This is a genomic window from Streptomyces roseofulvus (genome assembly GCF_039534915.1).
GTDB classification, from domain to species: domain Bacteria; phylum Actinomycetota; class Actinomycetes; order Streptomycetales; family Streptomycetaceae; genus Streptomyces; species Streptomyces roseofulvus.
The window spans coordinates 1,976,209-2,001,932 of the sequence record NZ_BAAAWE010000001.1; the positions used below are offsets into that span (position 1 = coordinate 1,976,209).

Genomic DNA, 25,724 nt, shown 5'->3' on the forward strand with positions numbered 1-25,724 from the left:
ACGCCCGCCTCCGGCGGCTACAGCCCGAGCCGCGCCAGGGCCTTCCCCGCGTCGAGTCCGCACGAGCCCGAACCGGCCCACGTCCACGCGGCACCGCACAGTGCCCGGACCCCGTCGAGCACGTCCGCATCCGCCGCCCCGTCCAGGACGAGCGCGTCGCCGCTCACCGAGGCCCGCCAGCCACCGCAGCGGAACCCGCCGTCGCCGTCCTCCTCGACCTCCGGCTGGCCGGCGAGCAGCCCCCGCAGATCGGCCGCCACATACGTCGGCCGGTGCTCCGGCACGGCCGCGAGCAGCGTCGCCACGTCGGTGACCCCGGTCAGCACGAGCAGCGAGTCGACGCCCCCGTTGAACGCGCCCTCGATGTCGGTGTCCAGCCGGTCCCCGACGACCAGCGGCCGCTCGGCCCCGGTCCGCAGCACGGTCTCCCGGTGCATCGGCGGCTGCGGCTTCCCCGCCACCCTGGGCTCGACCCGCCCGCCGGTGGCGATCCGCACGACCTCGACGGCCGCCCCGTTCCCCGGCCCGATCCCCCGCGCGCCCGGGATCGTCAGGTCGGTGTTGGACGCGTACCACGGCACGCCCCGCCCGACCGCGTACGCCGCCTCCGCGAACCGCCCCCAGGCCATGTCCGGCCCGCCGTACCCCTGCACGACGGCCACCGGCTCGTCGTCGGCCGACTCCACCGGGACGAGCCCCCGCTCCCGCAGGGCGACCCGCAGGCCCTCGCCGCCGACGACGAGCACCCGGGAGCCCTCCGGCACGTCCTCGGCGATGAGCCGGGCCACGGCCTGCGCCGAGGTGACGACGTCCCCCGGCGCGGCCGGCACGCCCAGCTCGGTGAGGTGCGCCGCCACCGCGTCCGGCGTCCGCAGCGCGTTGTTCGTCACGTACGCCAGCCGCATCCCGCCGTCCCGGGCCGCGCCCAGCGCCTCCACGGCGTACGGGATCGCCGCCCCGCCCGCGAAGTACACGACCCCGTCGAGGTCGAGCAGCGCCGTGTCGTACGCCGCGCTCAGCGCGGCCGCGCTGCCGCCGGGCCGGCTCCGTTCCGTCCGCCGCTCCTGGCCGTCTCGCGCCATGACCACCCGCTCCTCACTCACCGTTCCGACATCCCCCGCTCCCCCGATCATCGCTCATCGCCACTGCACGCCTACGATGACGAGATGAACACCTCAGGTCACGCGGCCAGCGACGTCCGCGACGACACCCCGGGGCTGCGGCTGCACCCGTTCCGGGGCATCCGGTACGTCCCCGATCGGGTCGGCAGCCTGGCGGCCGTCACGTCCCCGCCCTACGACGTCGTCGTACGACCTGACGGACTTCTGCACCTGGAGTCGGCGGACCCGCACAACATCGTCCGGCTGATCCTGCCGCAGGCGGTCACGGCCGGCACCCGGCACCGCAAGGCGGCGGTGACCATGGACCGCTGGCTGGCCGAGGGCGTCCTCGCCCCCGACCCGAGCCCCGCGCTGTACGTGTACGAGCAGCGCGGCGACGGCATCCTCCAGCGCGGCATCATCGGCGCCCTCGAACTCACCACGCCCGACGAGGGCGTCGTCCTCCCGCACGAGGACGTCATGCCGCACGTGGTGGAGGACCGCGCCGCCCTGATGCGCACGACCGCCGCCAACCTGGAGCCGCTGCTCCTGACCTACCCCGGCACCGGCGACGGCGCGGACGAGGTCGTGGAGCGGACGATCCTGCGCGAGCCGCTGCTCGCGACGACGACCGAGGACGGTTTCCACCACCGCCTGTGGGCGGTCACGGACCCGGCCGAGCAGGCGGCGGTCACCACGGAACTCGCCCGCCACCAGGCGCTGATCGCCGACGGGCACCACCGCTGGGCCACCTATCTGCGGCTCCGCGACGAGCGGCCCTCGCCGGGCCCCTGGAACCAGGGCCTGGTGCTGCTCATCGACACCGTCCGCTATCCGCTGCGGGTCCGCGCGATCCACCGGCTGCTGAGCCGGCTGCCGGTGGCGGACGCCCTGGCGGCCGTCGGCGACTCCTTCCGGGTCCGCCGCGTCGAGCACGCCCTGCCGGAGGCCCTGGAGGCCCTGGCCGAGGCCACGGCGGAGGGCAACGCCTTCCTCCTGGCCGGCGACGGCGCCTTCCACCTCCTGGACCGCCCGGACCCGGCCCTGCTGGCCCGCACGGTCCGATCCGACCGCCCGGAGGCGTGGCGGACCCTGGACGCGACGGTCCTCCACGCCACGCTCCTGGAGCACGTCTGGGGCGTCCCCGACGCCCCCGAGGACATCGCCTACATTCACGACACGGCGGCGGCGGTCGAGCAGGCCGAGCGCCGCGGCGGCACGGCGGTCCTGATGCACCCGGTCCGCGAGGAGGTCGTCCGCGACCTGGCCCGCCAGGGCGTCACGATGCCCCGCAAGTCGACCTCGTTCGGCCCCAAGCCGGCGACGGGCCTGGTCCTCCGCAGCCTCGCCCTGGACTGAGGGGACGAGGGCGTACGGAACGCCGAAGGGGCGGCACCCGGCGGGTGCCGCCCCTTCTCATGTCAGCGAGCCTCAGCGCTCGTCACTCTCGTCGTCCACGTCGTCGGCGTCGATGTCCTCGCGCGCGTCCACGTCATCGGCGTCATCGGCGTCGTCGGCCTCGTTCTCGGCCTCCGACTCGTCGTCGAAGGCGTCGACGAACTCGACGCCGTCCAGCTCGGCGAGCCGGTCGGAGGCGTCCGTGGCGCCGTCCTTGTCGGCCTCCAGGGCCTTGGCGAACCACTCACGGGCCTCCTGCTCCCGCCCGGCGGCGAGCAGGGCGTCGGCGTAGGCGTACCGCAGGCGCGCGGTCCACGGGTGGTTGGCGCTGGACGCGAGCTCGGGGCTCTGCAGGGTCACGATGGCGGCGTCGAGCTGCCCCATGTCCCGGCGGGCACCGGCGGCGACGAGCCGCATCTCGACCTGCCCGGCCTTGTCGAGCTTCTGCACCTCGGGCTCGCCGGCCATGGCCAGCGCCCGCTCGGGCCGGCCGAGGCCGCGCTCGCAGTCGGCCATCACGGGCCACAGGTCGACGCCACCGCTCATCCGCCGCGCGGCCCGGAACTCGGCCAGCGCCTCGGAGTACTTCTGGTTGGCGTACGCGGCGAAGCCGGCGGCCTCGCGGACGGCGGCGACGCGCGAGGCGAGCCGCAGCGCGACCCTGGAGTAGCCGTACGCCTTCTCCGGGTCCTCGTCGATCAGCTGCGCGACCATGACGAGGTTGCGGGCGACGTCGTCGGCGAGCCCCTTGGGCAGGCTCATGAGCTCCTGACGCACATCGGCGTCGATCTCCTCACCGGTGACCTCCGGCGGGATCGGCAGCCGCTTGATCGGCGCGCGGTCGCTGCGCTCGCTCCGGTCGTCACGACGCCCGTAGCCACCCCGGTCGTCCCGGCCCCGGTACCCACCGCGGTCGCCACCACGGTCGTCACGGCCCCGGTAACCGCCACCGCGGCTGTCGTCGCGGCGGAAGCCACCGCCACGGTTGTCGTCCCGACGGAACCCACCCCGGTCGTCCCGCCGGAACCCGCCACCACGGCTGTCGTCACGGCGGTCGTCACGCGGGAAGGAGGGACGGTCGTCACGGCGGTCGTCGCGCCGGTCGTCGCGCGGGAAGGAGGGGCGGTCGTCCCGACGGAACGACGACGGACGCTCGTCACGCCGGTCATCCCGGCGGAAACCGCCACCGCCACGGCTGTCGTCACGACGGAAACCGCCACCGCGCTGGTCGCCACCACGGTCGTCACGACCCCGGTAACCACCACCACGATTGTCGTCACGGCGGAAGCCGCCACCGCGCTGGTCGTCACGGCGCTCGTCGCGCCGGTCGTCGCGCGGGAAGGAGGGGCGGTCGTCCCGACGGAACGACGACGGACGCTCGTCACGCCGGTCATCCCGGCGGAAACCGCCACCGCCACGGCTGTCGTCACGACGGAAACCGCCACCGCGCTGGTCGCCACCACGGTCGTCACGACCCCGGTAACCACCACCACGATTGTCGTCACGGCGGAAGCCGCCACCGCGCTGGTCGTCACGGCGCTCGTCGCGCCGGTCGTCGCGCGGGAAGGAGGGGCGGTCGTCCCGACGGAACGACGACGGACGCTCGTCACGCCGGTCATCCCGGCGGAAACCGCCACCGCCACGGCTGTCGTCACGACGGAAACCGCCACCGCGCTGGTCGCCACCACGGTCGTCACGACCCCGGTAACCACCACCACGATTGTCGTCACGGCGGAAGCCACCGCCACGCTGGTCGCCACCGCGGTCGTCGCGCCGGAAGCCGCCACCGCGCTGGTCGCCACCACGGTCATCGCGACGGAAGCCGCCACCGCGGTTGTCGTCGCGACGGAAGCCGCCCCCACCACGGTTGTCACCACGGCTGTCGTCACGGCGCGGCCCACGGTAGCCGCCCCGGTCGCCACCGGCACCGTCCCTGCGACGCGGCTCGCGCTCCGGACGGTCGTCGGGAGAGTTGGTGGACATCGGCGTGACTCCTGTCTTCGGGTACTGCAGTCATTCTCGCGCAGCCGGCACCCGGCCGCGCCTCGGAAAAGTCAAGCAAAAAACAAAAGGACCCCTGGTCCCAGCGTGAACGCTGGGACCAGGGGTCCTGAAGATTTGTTCGGCGGCGTCCTACTCTCCCACAGGGTCCCCCCTGCAGTACCATCGGCGCTGAAAGGCTTAGCTTCCGGGTTCGGAATGTAACCGGGCGTTTCCCTAACGCTATGACCACCGAAACCCTATCGGTTTCGAGCGAACAAGCACACTCTGTAGTTGTGTTCTAGCTCCAGAAACCAGCAACTGTTCGTTGCTTCAGAACTAACACAGTGGACGCGAGCAACTGAGGACAAGCCCTCGGCCTATTAGTACCGGTCAGCTCCACCCATTACTGGGCTTCCACATCCGGCCTATCAACCCAGTCGTCTACTGGGAGCCTTACCCTCTCAAGGAGGTGGGAATACTCATCTCGAAGCAGGCTTCCCGCTTAGATGCTTTCAGCGGTTATCCCTCCCGAACGTAGCCAACCAGCCATGCCCTTGGCAGGACAACTGGCACACCAGAGGTTCGTCCGTCCCGGTCCTCTCGTACTAGGGACAGCCCTTCTCAATATTCCTACGCGCACAGCGGATAGGGACCGAACTGTCTCACGACGTTCTAAACCCAGCTCGCGTACCGCTTTAATGGGCGAACAGCCCAACCCTTGGGACCGACTCCAGCCCCAGGATGCGACGAGCCGACATCGAGGTGCCAAACCATCCCGTCGATATGGACTCTTGGGGAAGATCAGCCTGTTATCCCCGGGGTACCTTTTATCCGTTGAGCGACGGCGCTTCCACAAGCCACCGCCGGATCACTAGTCCCGACTTTCGTCCCTGCTCGACCCGTCGGTCTCACAGTCAAGCTCCCTTGTGCACTTACACTCAACACCTGATTGCCAACCAGGCTGAGGGAACCTTTGGGCGCCTCCGTTACCCTTTGGGAGGCAACCGCCCCAGTTAAACTACCCATCAGACACTGTCCCTGATCCGGATCACGGACCCAGGTTAGACATCCAGCACGACCAGAGTGGTATTTCAACGGCGACTCCACAACCACTGGCGTGGCTGCTTCAAAGTCTCCCACCTATCCTACACAAGCCGAACCGAACACCAATATCAAACTGTAGTAAAGGTCCCGGGGTCTTTCCGTCCTGCTGCGCGAAACGAGCATCTTTACTCGTAGTGCAATTTCACCGGGCCTATGGTTGAGACAGTCGAGAAGTCGTTACGCCATTCGTGCAGGTCGGAACTTACCCGACAAGGAATTTCGCTACCTTAGGATGGTTATAGTTACCACCGCCGTTTACTGGCGCTTAAGTTCTCAGCTTCGCAACCCCGAAAGGTCACTAACCGGTCCCCTTAACGTTCCAGCACCGGGCAGGCGTCAGTCCGTATACATCGCCTTACGGCTTCGCACGGACCTGTGTTTTTAGTAAACAGTCGCTTCTCGCTGGTCTCTGCGGCCACCCCCAGCTCAGAGTGCAAGACTCATCACCAGGCGTGGCCCCCCTTCTCCCGAAGTTACGGGGGCATTTTGCCGAGTTCCTTAACCATAGTTCACCCGAACGCCTCGGTATTCTCTACCTGACCACCTGAGTCGGTTTAGGGTACGGGCCGCCATGAAACTCGCTAGAGGCTTTTCTCGACAGCATAGGATCATCCACTTCACCACAATCGGCTCGGCATCAGGTCTCAGGCTTAATGTGTGACGGATTTGCCTATCACACGCCCTACACCCTTACCCCGGGACAACCACCGCCCGGGCTGGACTACCTTCCTGCGTCACCCCATCGCTTACCTACTACCACCTTGGTTCGCCGGCTCCACCACTTTCCTTTCCCCGAAGGGTCCGGAACGGCTTCACGGGCTTAGCATTAATGGGCTCGATATTGGGCGTTTCAAAGCGGGTACCGGAATATCAACCGGTTGTCCATCGACTACGCCTGTCGGCCTCGCCTTAGGTCCCGACTTACCCTGGGCAGATCAGCTTGACCCAGGAACCCTTAGTCAATCGGCGCACACGTTTCTCACGTGTGTATCGCTACTCATGCCTGCATTCTCACTCGTGAACCGTCCACAACTCGCTTCCGCGGCTGCTTCACCCGGCACACGACGCTCCCCTACCCATCACAGTCCCCGTTGGGGGTATGTACTGCAATGACACGAATTCGGCGGTACGCTTGAGCCCCGCTACATTGTCGGCGCGGAATCACTTGACCAGTGAGCTATTACGCACTCTTTCAAGGGTGGCTGCTTCTAAGCCAACCTCCTGGTTGTCTCTGCGACTCCACATCCTTTCCCACTTAGCGTACGCTTAGGGGCCTTAGTCGATGCTCTGGGCTGTTTCCCTCTCGACCATGGAGCTTATCCCCCACAGTCTCACTGCCGTGCTCTCACTTACCGGCATTCGGAGTTTGGCTAAGGTCAGTAACCCGGTAGGGCCCATCGCCTATCCAGTGCTCTACCTCCGGCAAGAAACACACGACGCTGCACCTAAATGCATTTCGGGGAGAACCAGCTATCACGGAGTTTGATTGGCCTTTCACCCCTAACCACAGGTCATCCCCCAGGTTTTCAACCCTGGTGGGTTCGGTCCTCCACGAAGTCTTACCTCCGCTTCAACCTGCCCATGGCTAGATCACTCCGCTTCGGGTCTTGAGCGTGCTACTGAAACGCCCTATTCGGACTCGCTTTCGCTACGGCTTCCCCACACGGGTTAACCTCGCAACACACCGCAAACTCGCAGGCTCATTCTTCAAAAGGCACGCAGTCACGAGACACAAGCAAGCTTGTGTCCGACGCTCCCACGGCTTGTAGGCACACGGTTTCAGGTACTATTTCACTCCGCTCCCGCGGTACTTTTCACCATTCCCTCACGGTACTATCCGCTATCGGTCACCAGGGAATATTTAGGCTTAGCGGGTGGTCCCGCCAGATTCACACGGGATTTCTCGGGCCCCGTGCTACTTGGGTGTCTCTCAAACGAGCCGCTGACGTTTCGTCTACGGGGGTCTTACCCTCTACGCCGGACCTTTCGCATGTCCTTCGACTACATCAACGGTTTCTGACTCGTCCTGTCGCCGGCAGACGACAGAAGAGAGATCCCACAACCCCGCATGCGCAACCCCTGCCGGGTATCACACGCATACGGTTTGGCCTCATCCGGTTTCGCTCGCCACTACTCCCGGAATCACGGTTGTTTTCTCTTCCTGAGGGTACTGAGATGTTTCACTTCCCCTCGTTCCCTCCACACTGCCTATGTGTTCAGCAGTGGGTGACAGCCCATGACGACTGCCGGGTTTCCCCATTCGGAAACCCCCGGATCAAAGCCTGGTTGACGACTCCCCGGGGACTATCGCGGCCTCCCACGTCCTTCATCGGTTCCTGGTGCCAAGGCATCCACCGTGCGCCCTTAAAAACTTGGCCACAGATGCTCGCGTCCACTGTGTAGTTCTCAAGCAACGACCAGCCACCCATCACCCTGACCACTAAGGACCAGGTTCACTGGGGCCGGCATCGCGAAGATACAACCTTGCGGCCGTACCCTCAGATACCCAACAACGTGCCAGATGCGAGCGCCGTCCGTGTCATCCGTTCCACGCCGAAGCAGTACTTGGAGACCTTCAGGTCACTCGCATCCAATAATCAACGTTCCACCCATGAGCTGACCGTGCAGAACGTTTGCCTGCAATCGGTACTGTGCTCCTTAGAAAGGAGGTGATCCAGCCGCACCTTCCGGTACGGCTACCTTGTTACGACTTCGTCCCAATCGCTGGTCCCACCTTCGACAGCTCCCTCCCACAAGGGGTTGGGCCACCGGCTTCGGGTGTTACCGACTTTCGTGACGTGACGGGCGGTGTGTACAAGGCCCGGGAACGTATTCACCGCAGCAATGCTGATCTGCGATTACTAGCAACTCCGACTTCATGGGGTCGAGTTGCAGACCCCAATCCGAACTGAGACCGGCTTTTTGAGATTCGCTCCGCCTCACGGCATCGCAGCTCTTTGTACCGGCCATTGTAGCACGTGTGCAGCCCAAGACATAAGGGGCATGATGACTTGACGTCGTCCCCACCTTCCTCCGAGTTGACCCCGGCGGTCTCCTGTGAGTCCCCATCACCCCGAAGGGCATGCTGGCAACACAGGACAAGGGTTGCGCTCGTTGCGGGACTTAACCCAACATCTCACGACACGAGCTGACGACAGCCATGCACCACCTGTATACCGACCACAAGGGGGCACCCATCTCTGGATGTTTCCGGTATATGTCAAGCCTTGGTAAGGTTCTTCGCGTTGCGTCGAATTAAGCCACATGCTCCGCTGCTTGTGCGGGCCCCCGTCAATTCCTTTGAGTTTTAGCCTTGCGGCCGTACTCCCCAGGCGGGGAACTTAATGCGTTAGCTGCGGCACCGACGACGTGGAATGTCGCCAACACCTAGTTCCCAACGTTTACGGCGTGGACTACCAGGGTATCTAATCCTGTTCGCTCCCCACGCTTTCGCTCCTCAGCGTCAGTAATGGCCCAGAGATCCGCCTTCGCCACCGGTGTTCCTCCTGATATCTGCGCATTTCACCGCTACACCAGGAATTCCGATCTCCCCTACCACACTCTAGCCTGCCCGTATCGGATGCAGACCCGGGGTTAAGCCCCGGGCTTTCACACCCGACGTGACAAGCCGCCTACGAGCTCTTTACGCCCAATAATTCCGGACAACGCTTGCGCCCTACGTATTACCGCGGCTGCTGGCACGTAGTTAGCCGGCGCTTCTTCTGCAGGTACCGTCACTTTCGCTTCTTCCCTGCTGAAAGAGGTTTACAACCCGAAGGCCGTCATCCCTCACGCGGCGTCGCTGCATCAGGCTTTCGCCCATTGTGCAATATTCCCCACTGCTGCCTCCCGTAGGAGTCTGGGCCGTGTCTCAGTCCCAGTGTGGCCGGTCGCCCTCTCAGGCCGGCTACCCGTCGTCGCCTTGGTAGGCCATTACCCCACCAACAAGCTGATAGGCCGCGGGCTCATCCTTCACCGCCGGAGCTTTCCAGACGAGGAGATGCCTCCCCGTCTCGTATCCGGTATTAGACCCCGTTTCCAGGGCTTGTCCCAGAGTGAAGGGCAGATTGCCCACGTGTTACTCACCCGTTCGCCACTAATCCACCCCGAAGGGCTTCATCGTTCGACTTGCATGTGTTAAGCACGCCGCCAGCGTTCGTCCTGAGCCAGGATCAAACTCTCCGTGAATGTGTACCCGTGATCGGGTTCAACACTCGCGTTGAGCGGGACGGTCAGGTCGGAATAAGACCGACCGTCCACAGCGTCCTCGCTGTGTTTTGTTTCAAAGGAACCTCGACCAACCGAAACCGGCTGGACGGGGTATCAACTAATCTGGCGTTGATTTTTGGCACGCTGTTGAGTTCTCAAGGTGCGGACGCTTCCTTCGTTCCTGTTTCCAGGCCCTCCGGGCGCTTCCTTCGTTTCCGACTCTATCAGATCTTTCCGATCCGATTTCCTCGGTGCTTTCCGGTCCCGAATTGTTTTTCTCGGGGCCTTCCGGCGTGTCCACTACTTTAGCCGATTTCCCTGGCGGCTCATAATCGAGCCTTTCGAAACAGATTTCGGCATGCCGAAATGAGCCCCGTCGGGATTCGTCGCATTGAAGTGGGTGGCCGCTCCCGGGGTGCTTGGAGAAGCACCACCGTCTCTTGCGGCTCGGGCCACGTTACGCGTCTGCTCGGGCCGGGTCAAGTCGTCGCTTCCGGGGCGTGTGGGGACGGTACGGACTCACCGTGGGGTCCTCGGCGATCCAGAAGCGCCAGGGGTGCGGGGCGCCGTCGCCGCCGACGCCGGTGCGCGGGCCCGTGCGGATGAGGGACGGGGCCGGCGGGGTGCCGGTGAGGACGGCGAGGGGGGCGTCCGGGCCGGCGCACACGTCGGTGCCGTTGAGGGAGCCGGGGACGTCCAGGGCGGTGGCCAGGCGGGCCGGGCCCTTCGCCAGTTCGGCGTCCTTGCGGGCCGAGAGGCGGCGGGGGCGGGCCAGGTCCGCGCCGTGCCGGATCTCGCCCGCTCGGAGGAGTACCCCGCTCGCCTCGCCCTCGGGGCCGCACACCAGGTTCAGGCAGTGCCACATGCCGTAGGTGAAGTAGACGTACGCGTGACCGGGCGGGCCGAACATGACGGCGTTCCGGGCCGTGCGGCCGCGGAAGGCGTGCGAGCCGGGGTCGATCGCGCCGGCGTACGCCTCCACCTCGGTGAGGCGCAGCTCGATGCGTCCCTCGTCGGTGGTACGCACGAGGGTGCGGCCGAGGAGGTCCGGGGCGACCTCCAGGACGGGTCGGTCGAAGAAGCTCCGCGGGAGCGGCGTACGGTCGGGGCTCTCGCTCATGGCGTCCGAGCGTAACGGGGACGGCTCCGGAACCGGCTACGGTCGTCGCGCGTATGTAGGGGACAGGACCGAGAAGGAGAGAGTGACATGGGATTCAAGAAGCTGCTGGCCAGTCTTGGTGCCGGTGGGGCGACCGTGGAGACGGTGCTCACCGAGGAGAACGTGGTCCCGGGAGGGGTCGTCCAGGGCGAGGTCCGGATCCAGGGCGGCAGCGTCGACCAGCAGATCGAGGGCCTGTCCGTCGGTCTCCAGGCGCGCGTCGAGGTCGAGGGCGGTGACCAGGAGCACAAGCAGGACGTCGAGTTCGTGAAGGTGCGGCTCGGCGGTGCCTTCGAGGTGAAGGCCGGGGCGGTGCACACGGTGCCGTTCGGGCTGGAGATCCCGTGGGAGACGCCGATCAACACCATCGGCGGGCAGCGTCTGCGCGGCATGGAGATCGGCGTGTCGACCGAGCTGGAGATCGCGCGCGCGGTCGACTCGGGCGACCTCGACCCGATCAACGTGCACCCGCTGCCGGCGCAGCAGGCGATCCTCGACGCCTTCATCCAGCTGGGCTTCCGTTTCAAGAGCGCGGACATGGAGCGCGGTCACATCCGCGGCACCCGTCAGCGGCTGCCCTTCTACCAGGAGATCGAGTTCTTCGCGCCGCAGCAGTACCGCGGTCTGAACCAGGTCGAGGTCAGCTTCGTCGCGGACGACCGCGAGATGGACGTCGTCCTGGAGATGGACAAGAAGCCGGGCCTGTTCACCGAGGGCAGCGACTCCTTCCGGGCGTTCAAGGTGGGTCTGAACGACTTCCAGGGCACCGACTGGAACGCTTACCTCAACCAGTGGCTCGCCGAGGTCGGCGGCCGTCGCAACTGGATGTAGCAGAGGGACGATCCGGAGGTTTCGACATGTCCGAGGGACAGCGGGCGCCGCTCCCCCACGCCTTCCACCCGCCGGTGGCGGAGTTCGTCGTGACGAGCGACGACGTGGCGCCCGGCGGGGTGCTGAAGGACGCTCAGGTGTACGCGGCGGGGAACGTCTCCCCCCAGCTGAGCTGGGAGGGGTTCCCGCCGGAGACCAAGAGCTTCGCCGTGACCTGCTTCGATCCGGACGCGCCGACGGGCAGCGGGTTCTGGCACTGGGTGCTGTTCGACATCCCGGCGTCGGTGACGGAGCTGCCCGCCGGGGCCGGTTCGGGCTCCTTCGAGGGGCTGCCGGCCGGTGCGGTGCACGCGCGGAACGACTACGGGGCGAAGGAGTTCGGCGGGGCGGCCCCGCCGGCCGGTGACCCGGCCCACCGTTATGTGTTCACCGTGTACGCGGTGGACACCGAGAAGCTGGGGCCGGACGCGGACACCTCGCCGGCCGCCGTCGGGTTCAACCTGCGGTTCCACACGCTGGGCCGGGCCCAGTTGATCGGTGAGTACGCGGCGCCCGCCGCAGGCTGATCGTTCGTTTGTTGTTTGCCCGCTTCTGGTCTTGGAGAGATCAGAAGCGGGCATCTTTTGTTGCGCACGAAATTGCGTTGTCCGACCCCGGCCGGCCCGGCCATCGTTTGATCCAAGCCCGGAAGCCTCAGGTGGGGGCTGGGCCGGCACAACGGGAGGTGGGCACCATGCGGGACACGCTGGTACTGAACGCGAGCTTCGAGCCGCTGTCGACGGTGACGCTCAACCGTGCGGTGGTGCTCGTCCTGCAGGACAAGGCCGTCGTGGAGCAGTCCCACCCCGATCTGCGGGTGCGTGCCGCGGCCGTCGACCTTCCGGTGCCCCGGGTGATCAGGCTCTGCCGGTTCGTCCGGGTGCCGTTCCGAAGACAGGCCCCGTGGTCGAGGAGGGGGGTGCTGGTCAGGGACCAGCACCGGTGCGCGTACTGCGGGAGGCGCGCGACGACCGTGGACCATGTGGTGCCGCGGGCGCAGGGTGGTGGGGACAGTTGGCTGAACACGGTCGCCTCCTGTGCGGAGGACAACCACCGCAAGGCGGACCGGACTCCGGAGCAGGCCGGGATGCCGCTGCTCTTCGAGCCGTTCGTGCCGACGCCGGCGGACGCGATGCTGCTGGCGATGCGGGCCGGTGAGCGGTCGGAGCTGCCGGAGTGGCTGGCGCGTACGGCCGCCTGATCCGTACGAAGGGTGAGGGCCCGCCCCCGGCCGGGGGCGGGCCCCTCCGTCATTTCAGGGTGAGCTGGAGGATGGCGACGAGGCCGACGGCGATGATGACGCCGCGGAGGACGGCGGGCTTGAGGCGGCGGCCGACCTTGGCGCCGATCTGGCCGCCGACGGTGGAGCCGACGGCGATGAGGAGGACGGCGGTCCAGTCGAACTCGGCGACGAAGAGGAAGAAGACGGCGGCGACGCCGTTGACGAGGGCGCCGAGGATGTTCTTGACCGCGTTGATCCGCTGGAGGTCGTCGTGGAGGAGCAGGCCCATGAGGGAGAGGTAGAGGACGCCCTGGGCGGCGCCGAAGTAGCCGCCGTACATGCTGGCGAGGGTGAGGCCGACGAGGAGGACGGGGCCGCCGTCGGGGTGGGCCTCGCTGCCGGTCTCCTCTCGGCGGCGCTGGACGGCGGCGGCGATGCGGGGCTGGAAGAGGACGAGGATCAGGGCCAGTCCGATGAGGACGGGGACGATCGCGTCGAACGCCTTGGAGGGCAGGGCGAGGAGCAGGATCGCGCCGATGAGTCCGCCGACGAGGGCGGCGGCGCCGAGGCGGAGCACCCGGCGGGTCTGGCCCTTGAGTTCGCGGCGGTAGCCGATGGCTCCGCTGATGGAACCGGGGACGAGGCCGAGGGCGTTGGAGACGTTCGCGGTGATCGGGGGCAGTCCGGTCGCGAGCAGGACCGGGAACGTGATGAGCGTTCCCGAACCCACGATGGTGTTGATGGCGCCGGCGCCGATGCCGGCGGCGAAGACCGCCAGCATTTCCCAGATGGACAAGGCCGTTTCCTCACATGGTCAGTGGCTCGCCTCCCCGCCCCGCGTGCGGCGAGGGTCGAGGGGCTCGCACCGATCATGCCCGGGATTACGTGTACGTGTCAGCCGTTGATCAGTCGACCGTGGGTTCTTCACGCCTCGCGGACGGGACGTCCTTGGTGAACGACGGGGCGCCCGGGCCCATGTTCCCGAGGGCGCCGGAGAGTCCCTTGAGGGCGTCGCCGATCTCGCTGGGCACGATCCAGAGCTTGTTGGCGTCGCCCTCGGCGATCTTCGGGAGCATCTGGAGGTACTGGTACGAGAGGAGCTTCTGGTCCGGGTCGCCGGCGTGGATGGCCTCGAAGACGGTGCGGACGGCCTGGGCCTCGCCCTCGGCCTTGAGGGCGGCGGCCTTGGCCTCGCCCTCGGCGCGGAGGATCGCGGACTGCTTCTCGCCCTCGGCGCGGAGGATCTCGGACTGGCGGACGCCCTCGGCCTGGAGGATGGCGGCGCGCTTGTCGCGGTCGGCGCGCATCTGCTTCTCCATCGAGTCCTGGATGGAGGTCGGGGGCTCGATGGCCTTGAGCTCGACGCGGTTGACGCGGATGCCCCACTTGCCGGTGGCCTCGTCGAGGACGCCGCGGAGGGCGGCGTTGATGTCCTCGCGGGAGGTGAGGGTCCGCTCCAGGTCCATGCCGCCGATGATGTTGCGGAGGGTGGTGACGGTGAGCTGCTCGATGGCCTGGATGTAGCTGGCGACCTCGTAGGTCGCGGCCCGGGCGTCGGTCACCTGGTAGTAGATGACGGTGTCGATGTTGACGACCAGGTTGTCCTGGGTGATGACCGGCTGGGGCGGGAAGGGGACGACCTGCTCGCGGAGGTCGATGCGGTTGCGGATCGTGTCGATGAACGGGACGACGATGTTGAGGCCGGCGTTGAGGGTGCGGGTGTAGCGGCCGAAGCGCTCCACGATCGCGGCGCTGGCCTGCGGGATGACCTGGATCGTCTTGATCAGGGCGATGAAGACGAGCACCACCAGAATGATCAGGACGATGATGACTGCTGACATCGTGTTCCCGTGCCCTTCGCTGCCGGTTGTGTGCCGGTTGTCTCTCGGGTTTCGCTTCCGAAGATCGAGTTTCCCAGACGCCTGGACGTCATGGGTGTCCTTCGGTCAGATGACGACGGCGGTCGCCCCTTCGATCTCGACGACGTCGACCTCCTCGCCCGGTTCGTAGACGCGGGTGGTGTCGAGGGAGCGGGCGGACCAGATCTCGCCGGCGAGCTTGATGCGGCCGCCTTCGGCGTCGACCCGTTCCACGACGCGGGCCTGACGGCCTTTCAGGGCGTCGATGCCGGTGGCGAGGGCGGCGGTGCCGGCGCGGTGGCGGGCGGCGATCGGGCGTACGACGGCGATGAGCGCGACGGAGACGGCCACGAAGACGATCACCTGCGCGACGACGCCGAAGCCGAGGGCGGCGGTGACCGCGCCGGCGACGGCTCCGACGGCGAACATGCCGAACTCCGGCATGGCGGTGAGGACCAGGGGAATGCCGAGCCCCACCGCGCCGATCAGCCACCAGGTCCATGCGTCGATGTCCACACGGTCATGGTAGGGCGGGTGGGGCCTCGTGGGACAGGGCGCGGTGCGGTGCCGTGGCTGTGCGGGTCACGGCGGGTCACATCCCTGTCGGGCGGGGCTACTTGAGAGGCAGGCCCTGGGCGGTCCAGCGGTCGCCGACGCGCTCGACGACGAGCGGGAGGCCGAAACAGCGGGACAGGTTGCGGGAGTTGAGCTCGGTCTCCATGGGACCGGCGGCCAGCACCTTGCCCTGACGGATCATCAGGACGTGGGTGAAGCCGGGGGCGATCTCCTCGACGTGGTGGGTGACCATGATCATGGAGGGGGCGTACGGGTCCCGGGCGAGGCGGCCGAGGCGGCGGACCAGGTCCTCGCGGCCGCCGAGGTCGAGGCCGGCGGCGGGCTCGTCGAGGAGGAGGAGCTCGGGGTCGGTCATCATCGCGCGGGCGATCAGGGTGCGCTTGCGCTCGCCCTCGGAGAGGGTGCCGAACTTCCGGTCCAGGTAGTCGTTCATGCCGAGGCGGTCGAGGAAGGCGCGGGCGCGCTCCTCGTCGACCGGGTCGTAGTCCTCGTGCCAGGTGGCGGTCATGCCGTACGCGGCGGTGAGGACGGTCTGGAGGACGGTCTGGCGCTTGGGCAGCTTCTCCGCCATCGCGATGCCGGCCATGCCGATGCGGGGGCGCAGCTCGAAGACGTCGACGCCGCCGAGGCGCTCGCCGAGGATGGTGGCGGTGCCGGTGGTGGGGTAGAGGTAGCTGGAGGCGACGTTGAGGAGGGTGGTCTTGCCGGCTCCGTTGGGGCCGAGGATGACCCAGCGCTCTCCTTCCTTGACCGACCAGGAGACCCCGTCCACCAGAGCGCGTCCGTCGCGGACCACGGATACGTCCACCAGCTCCAGTACATCGCTCATGAGCGCGTTGTCTCCCCTTGCCGTCGAGTCGTGTCGGCTCGTGTCGTCGCCTTGGGCCGCGGGTGCGGCGTCCACGGGAAAACCTACGTCATCGGCGAGGCGGGCCGGTCCCTAGGGCGTCGTTCGGGTCCCTACTCTGGGGGGATGCTTTCGGAACCACGTTCAGGACGCCTGGCCGCCTGGGGCAATGCCCTGCTGGCCGGGGCGGTGTCGCCGGACGACGCGGCGCTGGCGATTGTCGGGGAGGACGCGGTGCACCGCGTGGCGGGGCTGCCGGGTGAGGCGGGTCCGGTGGGGCTGACGCTGGCGCTGGGGCGGCTGCGGCGGCTCGGGGTGACCGGCTGGCGGGTGGCGCTGCCGGCGCCGGGGCACCCGCTGGGGCTGAGCGGTCCGCCGGACTTCAACGCGCGCGCGTTGGAGGCGGAGGAGGCGGTCGTCGGGTACGGGGCGCCGTACGGGCTGGTGCCGGAGGTCTCCGAGGCGGGGCCCCGGGGCGACGTGCACGTGGAGGTGGTCTGGCACTGCCTGGCGGTGCGGGAGGCGCCGCCGGCCGACGTGCCGTCGCTGAGCGAGGCGGAGCGCGAGCTGGCGGAGGCGCTCCGGGACGCGACGGCGGCGCTGACGCGGCTGGACGTGGCGGCGTCGGGTCCGGCGGCGGAGGCGGCCCGGGACGCGTACCGGGCGCGTGCGGAGGCGGGCCGCGAGCTGCTGGCCCCCGGGTACCCGCCGCGCGCGGTCCGCGTCCTGGAGCTGGCCCAGCGCATCGGCCTGATGGTCGACCTGGCGTACGGCAACGGCCACGGCGGCGCGGTGAGCGCCTCCGAGATGGCGGCGCGGGGGGCGGTGCTGCGGCCGGTGGAGCGGGTGGCGCGGCGGGCGCAGGTCGCGGCGTACAACGCGTGGGTGGAGGAACGGGAGCGGGAGCGGGGCTGACGGGTCCGGCGGGGGCGCTCGGGCGGCGGTGCGGGCGGGGCTTGGCGTGCGGGCATGGCGACGGCCCCCGGAGGGAGGGTTCCGGGGGCCGTCGGGGGTGGCTGGTCAGCCGTTGAAGGCGCCGTTGCCGAAGGCGGGGTTGAGCAGGCCGATCACGTTGACCGTGTTGCCGGAGACGTTCACGGGGACGTGGACCGGGACCTGCACCAGGTTGCCGGAGGCGACACCCGGGGAGTTGAGGGCCTTGCCGTCGGCCTCGGCGCCGTGGGCGGAGGCGACACCGGCACCGGCGGCGACGATGCCGCCGGCGACCATGGTGAGGGCAGCGGCCTTCTTGAGGTTCTTCACTTGGTATTTCCTCCTGGTCATCGCTGCGGCCGATCCGCCGCAGCACGCCTTGGAGAACGCCGCCCGGCCCGCCTGGTTGCGCCGAACGGGGGATGTCCACCCGACGGTATGACCTTCTGAACGGGCGTGCGCCCCGGCGCGTGAACGGAGCGTTTCAGGAGGTGAGGCCGTGGCGGACCGCCCAGAGCGCCGCCTGGGTGCGGTCCGCCAGGTCCAGTTTCATCAGGATGTTCGAGACGTGGGTCTTCACCGTCTTCTCGGAGAGGACCAGGGCGCGGGCGATCTCCCGGTTGGAGCGGCCGTCGGCGATCAGACCGAGGACCTCGCGCTCGCGCTCCGTGAGCGTGGTGCCGCGGCCCGTGCCGCCCTGGGGCTCATCCTGGGCGAGGAGCGCGCCGGCGACCTCGGGCTGGAGCAGGACGTGGCCGGCGTGGACGGAGCGGATCGCGCCGGCGAGGGCGTCGGGGTCGACGTCCTTGTAGACGTATCCGGAGGCGCCGGCCCGCAGGGCGGGGACGACGGTGCGCTGCTCGGTGAAGCTGGTCACGATGAGCACCTTCGCCGGGTTGGCGAGGGCACGGAGCCGCTTGAGGGCCTCGATGCCGTCGGTACCGGGCATCTTGACGTCCATGAGGACGACGTCGGGGCGGAGCTCCTCGGCGCGGGCGACGCCCTCGGCGCCGTCGGCCGCCTCGCCGACGACCTCTATGTCGTCCTGGACCTCCAGGAAGGTGCGCAGGCCGCGGCGGACGACCTGGTGGTCGTCGACCAGGAGCACGCGGATGGGCTTGTCAGCCACCGGGGACCTCCATCTCGATCGTGGTGCCCTCGCCGGGGGCGGAGGTCACGGTGAGGGCGCCGCCGACTCCGGCGGCGCGGTCGCGCATGGACACCAGGCCGAGGTGACGGCCGGCGCGGCGGACCGCCCTCGGGTCGAAGCCCCGGCCGTCGTCGGCGACGGTGAGCCGCGCGCCCTGGCCGCTGCGGGCGAGGGTGACGGCGACCTGGGCCGCCTCGGCGTGCCGCAGTGCGTTGTGCAGGGCCTCCTGGGCCACCCGGAGGACGGCCTCCTCCTGGGCGGCGGGCAGGGCGCGGATGCCGGAGCTGTCGAAGACGACCGTGGCGGTGTGGGCGCGGTCGAGGACCTGGACCTGGGTACGGAGGGTGTGGACGAGGCCGTCCTCGTCGAGGGCCGCCGGGCGGAGCTCGACGACGGCGGCGCGCAGCTCGTCGGCGGCCTCGGCGGCGAGCGCGGCGACCTGCTGGAGCTCGCCCTTGGCGCGGACCGGGTCGCGGTCGACGAGGGCGGCGGCGGCCTGGGCGGTGAGCCGGAGCGAGAAGAGCTTCTGGCTGACGGCGTCGTGCAGCTCGTGGGCGAGCCGGGAGCGCTCCTCGGCGATGGTGAGCTCGCGGCTGCGCTCGTAGAGGCGGGCGTTGGTGAGGGCGATGGCGGCGTGCTGGGCCAGGATGCCGAGCAGCTCCTCGTCCGCCGCGGTGAAGCCGCAGCTGCCCTCGGGCTTGGGGCAGCGCTTGTTGGCGAGGAAGAGGGCGCCCAGGGTCTCGTCGCCGTCCCGGATGGGGAGGCCGAGGAAGTCGGAGAGGTCGGGATGGGCGTCGGGCCAGCCGCCGAAGCGGGGGTCCTCGCGGACGTCGGCGAGCCGCTCGGGCTCGGCCTTGTGGAGCATCGCGGCGAGGACGCCGTGCTGCCGGGGCAGGGGGCCGATGGCCTTCCACTGCTCGTCGCTCACGCCGTCGACGACGAACTGGGCGAAGCCGCCGTGGTCGTCCGGGACGCCGAGCGCCGCGTACTCGGCGTCGAGCAGCTCGCGCGCGGAGGCCACGATCGTCTTGAGGACGTCGCGGACCTCCATCTGCCGGCTCATCGCCAGCAGCGCGGTGCTCACGGCGGCGAGGCCGGAACTCGATCGGTGACTCATGGCTTCACCGTACCGGCGCGGTGTGACGGTCCGTATGGGCCTGTGGACGGCGGCGGACCGGGTCGCGGGACCTAGTGACCTGAGTCGGAGATTCGTCGTTGGTTGGGCATGAGTCGTCCTGGTCCGAAGATTCCGCCGTTGTCGGTCACTGAGCTCTTTCAGAGGGGCCACTGATCGAGTGACCCAGACCGAGTCAGGATGAGAACCGCAACGCACAAGGCTCCCGCGCCGTTGAGGGAGGTGTTCGAAGTCTCAACCCATCGGCACAGGAGCCCTGTTGGTTCCCCATCCTGCCGCACTCGACCTGCCGCACGCCCTGGTCGAGTGGGTATCCATGCTCATCGTCACCCGTGAGGGTGACCGCCGCTGCAAACTGCCGCCCCACCAGCGTGCCCTCGTGGGGCTGGTCTATCTTCGGCGGCACGACACGCTCGCGCAGATCGCGGCCGGCTTCGGCATATCCGTCGGCACCGCCCACGCCTACGTCAAAGCCGTCGTCCAACACCTATCCGGTCGGGCGCCCGGACTGCTGCGGGTTCTGCGGGAGGCCGATCCTGATCACGTCCTGCTCGACGGGACACTCGCCGAGTGCGACCGGGTCGGCGACAGCCGGGCCGACTTCTCCCAGAAGCACCGCCGCCACGGCGTGAACGTGCAGGTCGTCGCCGACCCCGCGGGCAACCTGCTGTGGATCTCACCCGCACTGCCCGGCCGCACCCACGACCTGACCGCCGCCCGCACCCACCGCATCATCCGGATCTGCGAACGCCAGGGCATCCCCGTCCTCGCCGACCGCGCCTACATCGGCGCCGGCCCCTGGGTGACCACACCGATCAGACGGCTCCCGAAACGGGACCTGACCACGACCCAGCGGACGATCAACCGGGCTCTGTCCGCGGCGCGGGCACCGGTCGAACGGAGCATCGCAAGACTGAAGTCCTGGCGAATCTTCCGCAAAGCCCGCTGCAGTCCCAACCGCATGACCGCCATCGCCGCAGCCATCCTCACCCTGGAACGTCAGCGCTGAAAATGCTCACTGACGCCCAGCGGGCGGTGCTGGAAGGCTGGTTGCGTCGCCGGACGACGGCCCAGGCTCTGGCCCAGAGGTCGCGGATCGTGCTGGAGTGCGCCGAAGGCCACTCGATCATGGAGGTGTCCCGCCGGCTGCGGGTCACTCCGGACACGGTCCGCACCTGGCGGCGCCGGTTCATCGAACGCGGCTTGGACGGTTTGTGCGACGACCCGAGGCCCGGCGTCCCGAGGAAGATCACCGATGCCGACGTCGAGCGGGTGATCGTCAAGACGCTCGAGGAGACCCCGAAGAACGCGACCCACTGGTCGACGAGGTCGATGGCCGCGGCGACAGGCATGTCCCAGTCGACGGTCTCGCGGATCTGGCGGGCGTTCGCGCTGGCGCCGCACCGGTCGCAGACGTTCAAGCTGTCGACCGATCCGTTGTTCATCGACAAGGTCCGCGACGTCGTCGGTCTGTATCTCGATCCGCCGGAGAAGGCTCTGGTGCTCTGCGTGGACGAGAAGTCGCAGATCCAGGCCCTGGACCGGTCCCAGCCGGTGCTGCCGATGGTGCCTGGTGTTCCTGAACGCCGCAGCCACGACTATGTCCGGGCCGGCACCACGACCCTGTTCGCCGCGCTCGAAGTAGCCACCGGCAAGGTCATCGGCTCCCTCCACCGGCGCCACCGGGCAGCGGAGTTCAAGAAGTTCCTGACCAAGCTGGACAAGGAAGTCCCGGCTGATCTGCAGGTTCACCTGATCCTGGACAACTACGCGACGCACAAGACACCCGACATCAAGAAGTGGCTGCTGGCCCATCCGCGGTTCCACCTGCATTTCACGCCGACCAGCGCGTCCTGGCTGAACCTGGTCGAGCGGTGGTTCGCCGAACTCACGCAGAAGAAGCTCAAGCGCGGCGTCCACCGCTCCGTCCAGGCCCTCGAACGCGACATCCGGGCCTGGCTCGCCGACTGGAACGAGCACCCCAGGCCCTTCGTCTGGACGAAAACCGCCGACGAGATTCTCGACAAGGTCGCCGCCTACTGCCGACGAATCTCTGACTCAGATCACTAGGTCGTCGGACCCGTCCCTGGGGTCGGTACGGCGCACGGAGGGGCGCGGGCCGCGGAGCGTCGGAGTGTAGGGAGCACGCGCGCGCGTACGCGAGGGGCGCGGGGCGGTCGCTCGGGGCGAGGCGGAGGGCTCGGGCGGGGCGCGGGGCGGGTGGAGGGGACTTGGGGAGGAGGGGCGAGGGGGTGGGAGTCCTCCCTGGGGTGGAGGGGGGTCACCGTGTGCGTTGCTGACGCAACCAGGAGTGAGGTTATCGGCCGGGCCGTGTGAGCCCGCGCATAGGACGCAGGTCACTTACGAAGCTGCCTAGTGGTGGGTTTCGGGGTGGTTCGGGGCGGGGCGAATCGGGGCAGGGGGCTTGTTCCGGGCGCGTACACCGGTCCCTGATCCACTACCCGGGATCGTACGTCACACCTTTGCCACGCGATTTTGCTGCCGCTAAGAATTGCCCCCGTCGCCGCCGAGCAGGCGCAGCGCCGCCCCGGCCCAGCGACCCCCAGCGATTCGAAGAGGTAGTCCTGCATGTCTCAGAACACCCCTGGCCACAGTCGTGGTCTGAAGAAGACCCACAAGGCCACGATCGCCGGCGTCGCCGCCCTGGGCGCTGCCGCGCTCACCCTCTCCCTCGTGCCGGGCAACGGCTCCACGGAGACCGAGCCCCAGGCCCTGAACACGACCCAGCGGGTCGCGTGGTCCTATGACGCGAGCAGCCCGCAGGCGAAGGCGCTGGCCGCGAGCGTGACCGACCAGCACACCGCCATCGGCCTGAAGGCCAAGCTGGACGCCGAGGCGAAGGCCGAGGCGCAGGCCGCCGCCAAGGCGAAGGCCGCGAAGGCCAAGGCCGCCGCCAAGGCCAAGGCCGCCGCGAAGGCGAAGGCCGAGGCCGCCGCGAAGAAGCGGGCCGCCGAGGCCAAGGCGAAGGCCGCCGCGAAGAAGCGCGCCGCCCAGAAGACGGCCGCGAGCCGCTCCGTCACCCGGACGCCGGTCTTCGCGAACAACCTCGACGGCTGGATCCGCGAGGCGCTGTACATCATGGACAAGCACAACATCCCGGGCTCGTACCACGGCCTGCACAAGAACATCATGCGCGAGTCCAGCGGCAACCCGTACGCGATCAACAACTGGGACATCAACGCCCGCAACGGCGTCCCGTCCAAGGGTCTGCTCCAGGTGATCTACCCGACCTTCAAGGCGTACCACGTGCCGGGCACCAAGTTCGACCAGTACGACCCGGTCGCCAACATCGTCGCCGCCGCCAACTACGCGGCCGACCGTTACGGCTCGATCGACAACGTCAACAGCGCGTACTGAGTCGCCCCGGCGACGCCGGAGGGCGGCACCCCGTGCGGGGTGCCGCCCTCCGGGCGTCGGGCTCCGGGTCCGCTACTTGCTGCGCATGACCTCGGGCTCGTGGCGGCGCAGCAGGCGCGCGACCAGGACGCCGAGGACGGTGGTCATGACGAGCAGGACGCCGATGTTGACGCTCCACTGGCCGACGCTGTGCTCCCACAGGGGGTCCAGGTCGGTGGGGTTCTTCGGGTCCCACGGCGCCATGAGGTGCGCGAGGTCCAGCGTGGTGCCGGCGCCGGCGATGGCCCAGCGGGACGGCATGAGCCAGGCGAACTGCTCCAGGCCGGGCGAGCCGAAGACCTTGAAGAGGATGCCGGTGAACACGACCTGGACGATCGCGAACATGACCAGCAGCGGCATGGTCTTCTCGGCGGTCTTCACGAGCGCGGAGATGACCAGGCCGACCATCATCGAGGTGAGGCCGAGCGCGATGACGACGAGGCACAGCTCGACGGCGGGCGGCATGAGCAGGCCCTCGGCGGGCAGGTCGCGGATCGCGAAGCCGATGGCGCAGAGGATGACGCCCTGGAAGGCCGTGATCACGCCGAGGACGATCACCTTGGACATCAGGTAGGCGGAGCGGGAGAGGCCGGTGGCGCGCTCCCGTTCGTAGATGACCCGTTCCTTGATCAGCTCTCGGACCGAGTTGGCCGCGCCGGAGAAGCACATGCCGACCGTGAGGATCAGCATGATGATGCCGGCGTCGCCGTTGAACCGGGCCGGCGGCGTGGGCGGCGCGAGGCCGAAGTCGGCGGGGATGACGACGGAGACCGAGCCGATGACCGCCGGGAGGATCACCATCAGGGCGAGGAAGCCCTTGTCGGAGGCGATGACCGAGGTGTAGCGGCGGATCAGGGTCCACAGCTGGGAGCCCCAGCCCTGCGGCTTGGGCGGGCGGGACATCGCCTGCTGCGGCATGTGGACGGGCTGGGCGGCGACGGCGTCGATGTCGGCGGCGTACAGCTGGTAGTGCTGCGAGCCCTTCCAGCGGCCGGCCCAGTCGTAGTCGCGGTAGTTCTCGAAGGCGGAGAAGACGTCGGCCCACGAGGAGTAGCCGAAGAAGTTCAGCGCCTCGTCCGGCGGGCCGAAGTACGCCACGGAGCCGCCGGGCGCCATCACCAGGAGCTTGTCGCAGAGGGCCAGCTCGGCGACGGAGTGGGTGACGACGAGGACCGTGCGGCCGTCGTCGGCGAGGCCGCGGAGCAGCTGCATGACGTCGCGGTCCATGCCCGGGTCGAGGCCGGAGGTCGGCTCGTCCAGGAAGATCAGCGACGGCTTGGTCAGCAGCTCCAGGGCGACCGAGACGCGCTTGCGCTGGCCGCCGGAGAGGGAGGTGACCTTCTTCTCCTTGTGGATGTCGAGCTTGAGCTCGCGCAGCACCTCGTCGATGCGGGCCTCGCGCTCGGCGGTCGCGGTGTCGCCGGGGAAGCGGAGCTTGGCGGCGTACCGGAGCGCCTTCTGGACGGTCAGCTCCTTGTGCAGGATGTCGTCCTGCGGGACCAGGCCGATGCGCTGGCGCAGCTCGGCGAACTGCTTGTAGAGGCTGCGGTTGTCGTAGAGGACGTCGCCCTCGTTGGCGGGCCGGTAGCCGGTGAGCGCCTTGAGGAGGGTCGACTTGCCGGAGCCGGAGGGGCCGATGACGCCGATGAGCGACTTCTCGGGGACGCCGAAGGAGACGTCCTTGAGGATCTGCTTGCCGCCGTCGACGGTGACGGTGAGGTGGCGGGCCGAGAAGGAGACCGAGCCGGTGTCGACGAACTCCTCGAGCTGGCCGCCGACGATCCGGAAGGTGGAGTGGCCGACGCCGACGATGTCCTGCGGGCCGAGGAGCGCGCTGCCGCCCTTGGGGATCGGCTGGCCGTTGACGTAGGTGCCGTTGTGCGAGCCGAGGTCTCGGATCTCCATGCGGCCGTCGGGCGTGGCGTGGAACTCGGCGTGGTGGCGCGAGACCTGGAGGTCGGAGACGACCAGTTCGTTCTCGAGCGCACGGCCGATGCGCATCACGTGCCCGAGGGCGAGCTGGTGGAAGGTGGTCGGGCTGCGGTCGGAGTAGGCCGACGACGCCCCCGCGGCGCCGTTGGTCTTCTGGGCGAGCTGCTCGACCGGGCCGCCGCCCTGGTGGGGCACCTGCGGCGGGACGTGGCCGCCGTGCTGCGGGGCGGGCTGCTGCCAGCCGCCGTGCTGGGGCGGCGCGGCGTCGTGGGTGGCCCACTCGGCCTGCGGTCCGGCCTGCTGCTGCACGTGGTGGGCCGGGGCGACGCCCTGCTGTCCGGCGTCGGCCTGGTATCCGGCGTGGGCCTGCTGTCCGGCGTGCGCGGCCTGTCCGGCGTGCGCGGCGGAGAGGTTCAGGCGCGGGCCGTCCGTCGGGTTGCCGAGGTGGACGGCGGTGCCGGGGCCGATCTCCAGCTGCTGGAGCCGCTGCCCGGCGACGAAGGTGCCGTTGGTGGAGCCGTGGTCCTCGATGGCCCAGCTCCGGCCGTTCCAGCTGATCGTGGCGTGCCGCCACGAGACCCTGGCGTCGTCGATGACCAGGTCCCCCTGGGGGTCCCGGCCCAGGGTGTACGACCGGGACGGCTCCAGCGTCCAGGTCCTGCCGTTGAGTTCGAGTACGAGTTCTGGCACTCCATGCCCCACTGTGTGTCCCCCGATGCACCCCCGTCGCGCGGGGGCCCTAGGGATGGCGAATCATCCTGGGGAACTATTTCAGGCCGGGTCCCCGATCCGAAAGTCGGGCGGCGTGAAGACCCCGGGGAGGGCGGTCG

20 protein-coding genes and 3 rRNA genes are annotated in these 25,724 nt (G+C 68.6%); 8 read left to right on the top strand and 15 right to left on the bottom strand.

The window, feature by feature from the left end; all coding sequences use genetic code 11:
* Nucleotides 1–17 precede the first annotated feature (17 nt).
* The gene (locus tag ABFY03_RS09095) at nt 18–1,082 is read right to left on the bottom strand and encodes an HAD hydrolase-like protein (protein WP_346169652.1); all 1,065 of its coding nucleotides are present in this window, start codon (nt 1,080–1,082) and stop codon (nt 18–20) included.
* A gap of 84 nt (nt 1,083–1,166) precedes the next feature.
* Here ABFY03_RS09095 and ABFY03_RS09100 point away from each other — a divergent pair, with 84 nt between their 5' ends.
* Complete coding sequence (locus ABFY03_RS09100) at nt 1,167–2,459, top strand: DUF1015 domain-containing protein (protein WP_346169653.1); 1,293 nt, start codon at nt 1,167–1,169, stop codon at nt 2,457–2,459.
* A gap of 72 nt (nt 2,460–2,531) precedes the next feature.
* Here ABFY03_RS09100 and ABFY03_RS09105 read toward each other — a convergent pair whose 3' ends face one another.
* The 6 genes from ABFY03_RS09105 to ABFY03_RS09130 all read right to left on the bottom strand — a co-directional run bounded on the left by ABFY03_RS09105 (nt 2,532) and on the right by ABFY03_RS09130 (nt 10,914).
* Nucleotides 2,532–3,320, bottom strand: a complete 789-nt coding sequence (locus tag ABFY03_RS09105) for a tetratricopeptide repeat protein (RefSeq protein ID WP_346172223.1) — start codon at nt 3,318–3,320, stop codon at nt 2,532–2,534.
* Entirely contained in the window at nt 3,257–4,387 is a 1,131-nt protein-coding gene (locus ABFY03_RS09110) for a hypothetical protein (protein WP_346172376.1), read from the bottom strand. The genes ABFY03_RS09105 and ABFY03_RS09110 overlap by 64 nt, the downstream gene beginning before the upstream one ends.
* A 231-nt stretch (nt 4,388–4,618) precedes the next feature.
* Nucleotides 4,619–4,735: ribosomal RNA gene (rrf, locus tag ABFY03_RS09115) — 5S ribosomal RNA — on the bottom strand.
* A 106-nt stretch (nt 4,736–4,841) separates the two neighbouring features.
* Nucleotides 4,842–7,963 (bottom strand): 23S ribosomal RNA (locus tag ABFY03_RS09120).
* Nucleotides 7,964–8,247: 284 nt separating this feature from the next.
* Nucleotides 8,248–9,773: ribosomal RNA gene (locus tag ABFY03_RS09125) — 16S ribosomal RNA — on the bottom strand.
* Together the 16S, 23S and 5S rRNA genes form the textbook arrangement of a ribosomal RNA operon.
* A 478-nt stretch (nt 9,774–10,251) precedes the next feature.
* A complete protein-coding gene (locus ABFY03_RS09130; RefSeq protein WP_346169654.1) occupies nt 10,252–10,914 on the bottom strand; it encodes a DNA-3-methyladenine glycosylase in 663 nt (220 codons plus the stop codon).
* Nucleotides 10,915–11,001: 87 nt separating this feature from the next.
* Between ABFY03_RS09130 and ABFY03_RS09135 the strand changes: the two genes are divergently transcribed.
* The 3 genes from ABFY03_RS09135 (at nt 11,002) to ABFY03_RS09145 (ending at nt 13,024) form a co-directional block, all read left to right on the top strand.
* Nucleotides 11,002–11,784, top strand: coding sequence for a sporulation protein (locus ABFY03_RS09135; RefSeq protein WP_346169655.1), 783 nt, complete (start codon nt 11,002–11,004; stop codon nt 11,782–11,784).
* A 26-nt stretch (nt 11,785–11,810) separates the two neighbouring features.
* Complete coding sequence (locus ABFY03_RS09140) at nt 11,811–12,350, top strand: YbhB/YbcL family Raf kinase inhibitor-like protein (RefSeq protein ID WP_319011005.1); 540 nt, start codon at nt 11,811–11,813, stop codon at nt 12,348–12,350.
* A 167-nt stretch (nt 12,351–12,517) separates the two neighbouring features.
* Nucleotides 12,518–13,024 (top strand): HNH endonuclease, encoded by a 507-nt coding sequence (locus ABFY03_RS09145; RefSeq protein WP_031015619.1) that lies wholly within the window; start codon nt 12,518–12,520, stop codon nt 13,022–13,024.
* A 49-nt stretch (nt 13,025–13,073) separates the two neighbouring features.
* On the opposite strand, the gene ABFY03_RS09150 is transcribed toward ABFY03_RS09145, so the two are convergent.
* The 4 genes from ABFY03_RS09150 to ABFY03_RS09165 all read right to left on the bottom strand — a co-directional run bounded on the left by ABFY03_RS09150 (nt 13,074) and on the right by ABFY03_RS09165 (nt 16,309).
* On the bottom strand, nt 13,074–13,841 hold the full coding sequence (locus ABFY03_RS09150) for a sulfite exporter TauE/SafE family protein (RefSeq protein WP_319011006.1): 768 nt from the start codon (nt 13,839–13,841) through the stop codon (nt 13,074–13,076).
* A 109-nt stretch (nt 13,842–13,950) separates the two neighbouring features.
* Nucleotides 13,951–14,886 carry an SPFH domain-containing protein gene (locus ABFY03_RS09155; protein ID WP_031015614.1) on the bottom strand — a complete coding sequence of 312 codons (936 nt, stop codon included), beginning with the start codon at nt 14,884–14,886 and terminating at the stop codon, nt 13,951–13,953.
* A gap of 105 nt (nt 14,887–14,991) precedes the next feature.
* On the bottom strand, nt 14,992–15,420 hold the full coding sequence (locus tag ABFY03_RS09160; protein ID WP_319011007.1) for an NfeD family protein: 429 nt from the start codon (nt 15,418–15,420) through the stop codon (nt 14,992–14,994).
* Between the two features lie 97 nt (nt 15,421–15,517).
* On the bottom strand, nt 15,518–16,309 hold the full coding sequence (locus tag ABFY03_RS09165) for an ABC transporter ATP-binding protein (protein WP_319011008.1): 792 nt from the start codon (nt 16,307–16,309) through the stop codon (nt 15,518–15,520).
* A 144-nt stretch (nt 16,310–16,453) separates the two neighbouring features.
* Between ABFY03_RS09165 and ABFY03_RS09170 the strand changes: the two genes are divergently transcribed.
* Nucleotides 16,454–17,242, top strand: a complete 789-nt coding sequence (locus ABFY03_RS09170) for a hypothetical protein (RefSeq protein WP_319011009.1) — start codon at nt 16,454–16,456, stop codon at nt 17,240–17,242.
* Nucleotides 17,243–17,347: 105 nt separating this feature from the next.
* On the opposite strand, the gene ABFY03_RS09175 is transcribed toward ABFY03_RS09170, so the two are convergent.
* The 3 genes from ABFY03_RS09175 to ABFY03_RS09185 all read right to left on the bottom strand — a co-directional run bounded on the left by ABFY03_RS09175 (nt 17,348) and on the right by ABFY03_RS09185 (nt 19,527).
* Nucleotides 17,348–17,590, bottom strand: a complete 243-nt coding sequence (locus ABFY03_RS09175; RefSeq protein WP_031015607.1) for a chaplin — start codon at nt 17,588–17,590, stop codon at nt 17,348–17,350.
* Nucleotides 17,591–17,744: 154 nt separating this feature from the next.
* A complete protein-coding gene (locus ABFY03_RS09180; protein WP_319011010.1) occupies nt 17,745–18,389 on the bottom strand; it encodes a response regulator transcription factor in 645 nt (214 codons plus the stop codon).
* On the bottom strand, nt 18,382–19,527 hold the full coding sequence (locus ABFY03_RS09185; RefSeq protein ID WP_319011011.1) for a GAF domain-containing sensor histidine kinase: 1,146 nt from the start codon (nt 19,525–19,527) through the stop codon (nt 18,382–18,384). Before ABFY03_RS09185 ends, ABFY03_RS09180 begins: the two co-directional genes overlap by 8 nt.
* A gap of 277 nt (nt 19,528–19,804) precedes the next feature.
* On the opposite strand from ABFY03_RS09185, the gene ABFY03_RS09190 reads away from it, so the two are divergent.
* The 3 genes from ABFY03_RS09190 to ABFY03_RS09200 all read left to right on the top strand — a co-directional run bounded on the left by ABFY03_RS09190 (nt 19,805) and on the right by ABFY03_RS09200 (nt 22,923).
* Nucleotides 19,805–20,554 (top strand): transposase family protein, encoded by a 750-nt coding sequence (locus tag ABFY03_RS09190; protein WP_346169656.1) that lies wholly within the window; start codon nt 19,805–19,807, stop codon nt 20,552–20,554.
* Nucleotides 20,555–20,556: 2 nt separating this feature from the next.
* Entirely contained in the window at nt 20,557–21,615 is a 1,059-nt protein-coding gene (locus ABFY03_RS09195) for an IS630 family transposase (protein WP_346169657.1), read from the top strand.
* 519 nt (nt 21,616–22,134) lie between these two features.
* Entirely contained in the window at nt 22,135–22,923 is a 789-nt protein-coding gene (locus ABFY03_RS09200) for a transglycosylase SLT domain-containing protein (RefSeq protein ID WP_319011012.1), read from the top strand.
* Nucleotides 22,924–22,995: 72 nt separating this feature from the next.
* Here ABFY03_RS09200 and ABFY03_RS09205 read toward each other — a convergent pair whose 3' ends face one another.
* Nucleotides 22,996–25,596 carry an FHA domain-containing protein gene (locus ABFY03_RS09205; protein WP_319011013.1) on the bottom strand — a complete coding sequence of 867 codons (2,601 nt, stop codon included), beginning with the start codon at nt 25,594–25,596 and terminating at the stop codon, nt 22,996–22,998.
* Between the last annotated feature and the right edge of the window lie 128 nt (nt 25,597–25,724).

What these genes read in the sequence shown, in the direction of transcription:
- ABFY03_RS09095 (WP_346169652.1), bottom strand. Translation starts at nt 1,082, where the DNA reads ATGGCGCGAGACGGCCAGGAGCGGCGGACGGAACGGAGCCGGCCCGGC.
- ABFY03_RS09100 (WP_346169653.1), top strand. Translation starts at nt 1,167, where the DNA reads ATGAACACCTCAGGTCACGCGGCCAGCGACGTCCGCGACGACACCCCG.
- ABFY03_RS09130 (WP_346169654.1), bottom strand. Translation starts at nt 10,914, where the DNA reads ATGAGCGAGAGCCCCGACCGTACGCCGCTCCCGCGGAGCTTCTTCGAC.
- ABFY03_RS09135 (WP_346169655.1), top strand. Translation starts at nt 11,002, where the DNA reads ATGGGATTCAAGAAGCTGCTGGCCAGTCTTGGTGCCGGTGGGGCGACC.
- ABFY03_RS09140 (WP_319011005.1), top strand. Translation starts at nt 11,811, where the DNA reads ATGTCCGAGGGACAGCGGGCGCCGCTCCCCCACGCCTTCCACCCGCCG.
- ABFY03_RS09145 (WP_031015619.1), top strand. Translation starts at nt 12,518, where the DNA reads ATGCGGGACACGCTGGTACTGAACGCGAGCTTCGAGCCGCTGTCGACG.
- ABFY03_RS09155 (WP_031015614.1), bottom strand. Translation starts at nt 14,886, where the DNA reads ATGTCAGCAGTCATCATCGTCCTGATCATTCTGGTGGTGCTCGTCTTC.
- ABFY03_RS09165 (WP_319011008.1), bottom strand. Translation starts at nt 16,309, where the DNA reads ATGAGCGATGTACTGGAGCTGGTGGACGTATCCGTGGTCCGCGACGGA.
- ABFY03_RS09170 (WP_319011009.1), top strand. Translation starts at nt 16,454, where the DNA reads ATGCTTTCGGAACCACGTTCAGGACGCCTGGCCGCCTGGGGCAATGCC.
- ABFY03_RS09185 (WP_319011011.1), bottom strand. Translation starts at nt 19,527, where the DNA reads ATGAGTCACCGATCGAGTTCCGGCCTCGCCGCCGTGAGCACCGCGCTG.
- ABFY03_RS09195 (WP_346169657.1), top strand. Translation starts at nt 20,557, where the DNA reads ATGCTCACTGACGCCCAGCGGGCGGTGCTGGAAGGCTGGTTGCGTCGC.
- ABFY03_RS09200 (WP_319011012.1), top strand. Translation starts at nt 22,135, where the DNA reads ATGTCTCAGAACACCCCTGGCCACAGTCGTGGTCTGAAGAAGACCCAC.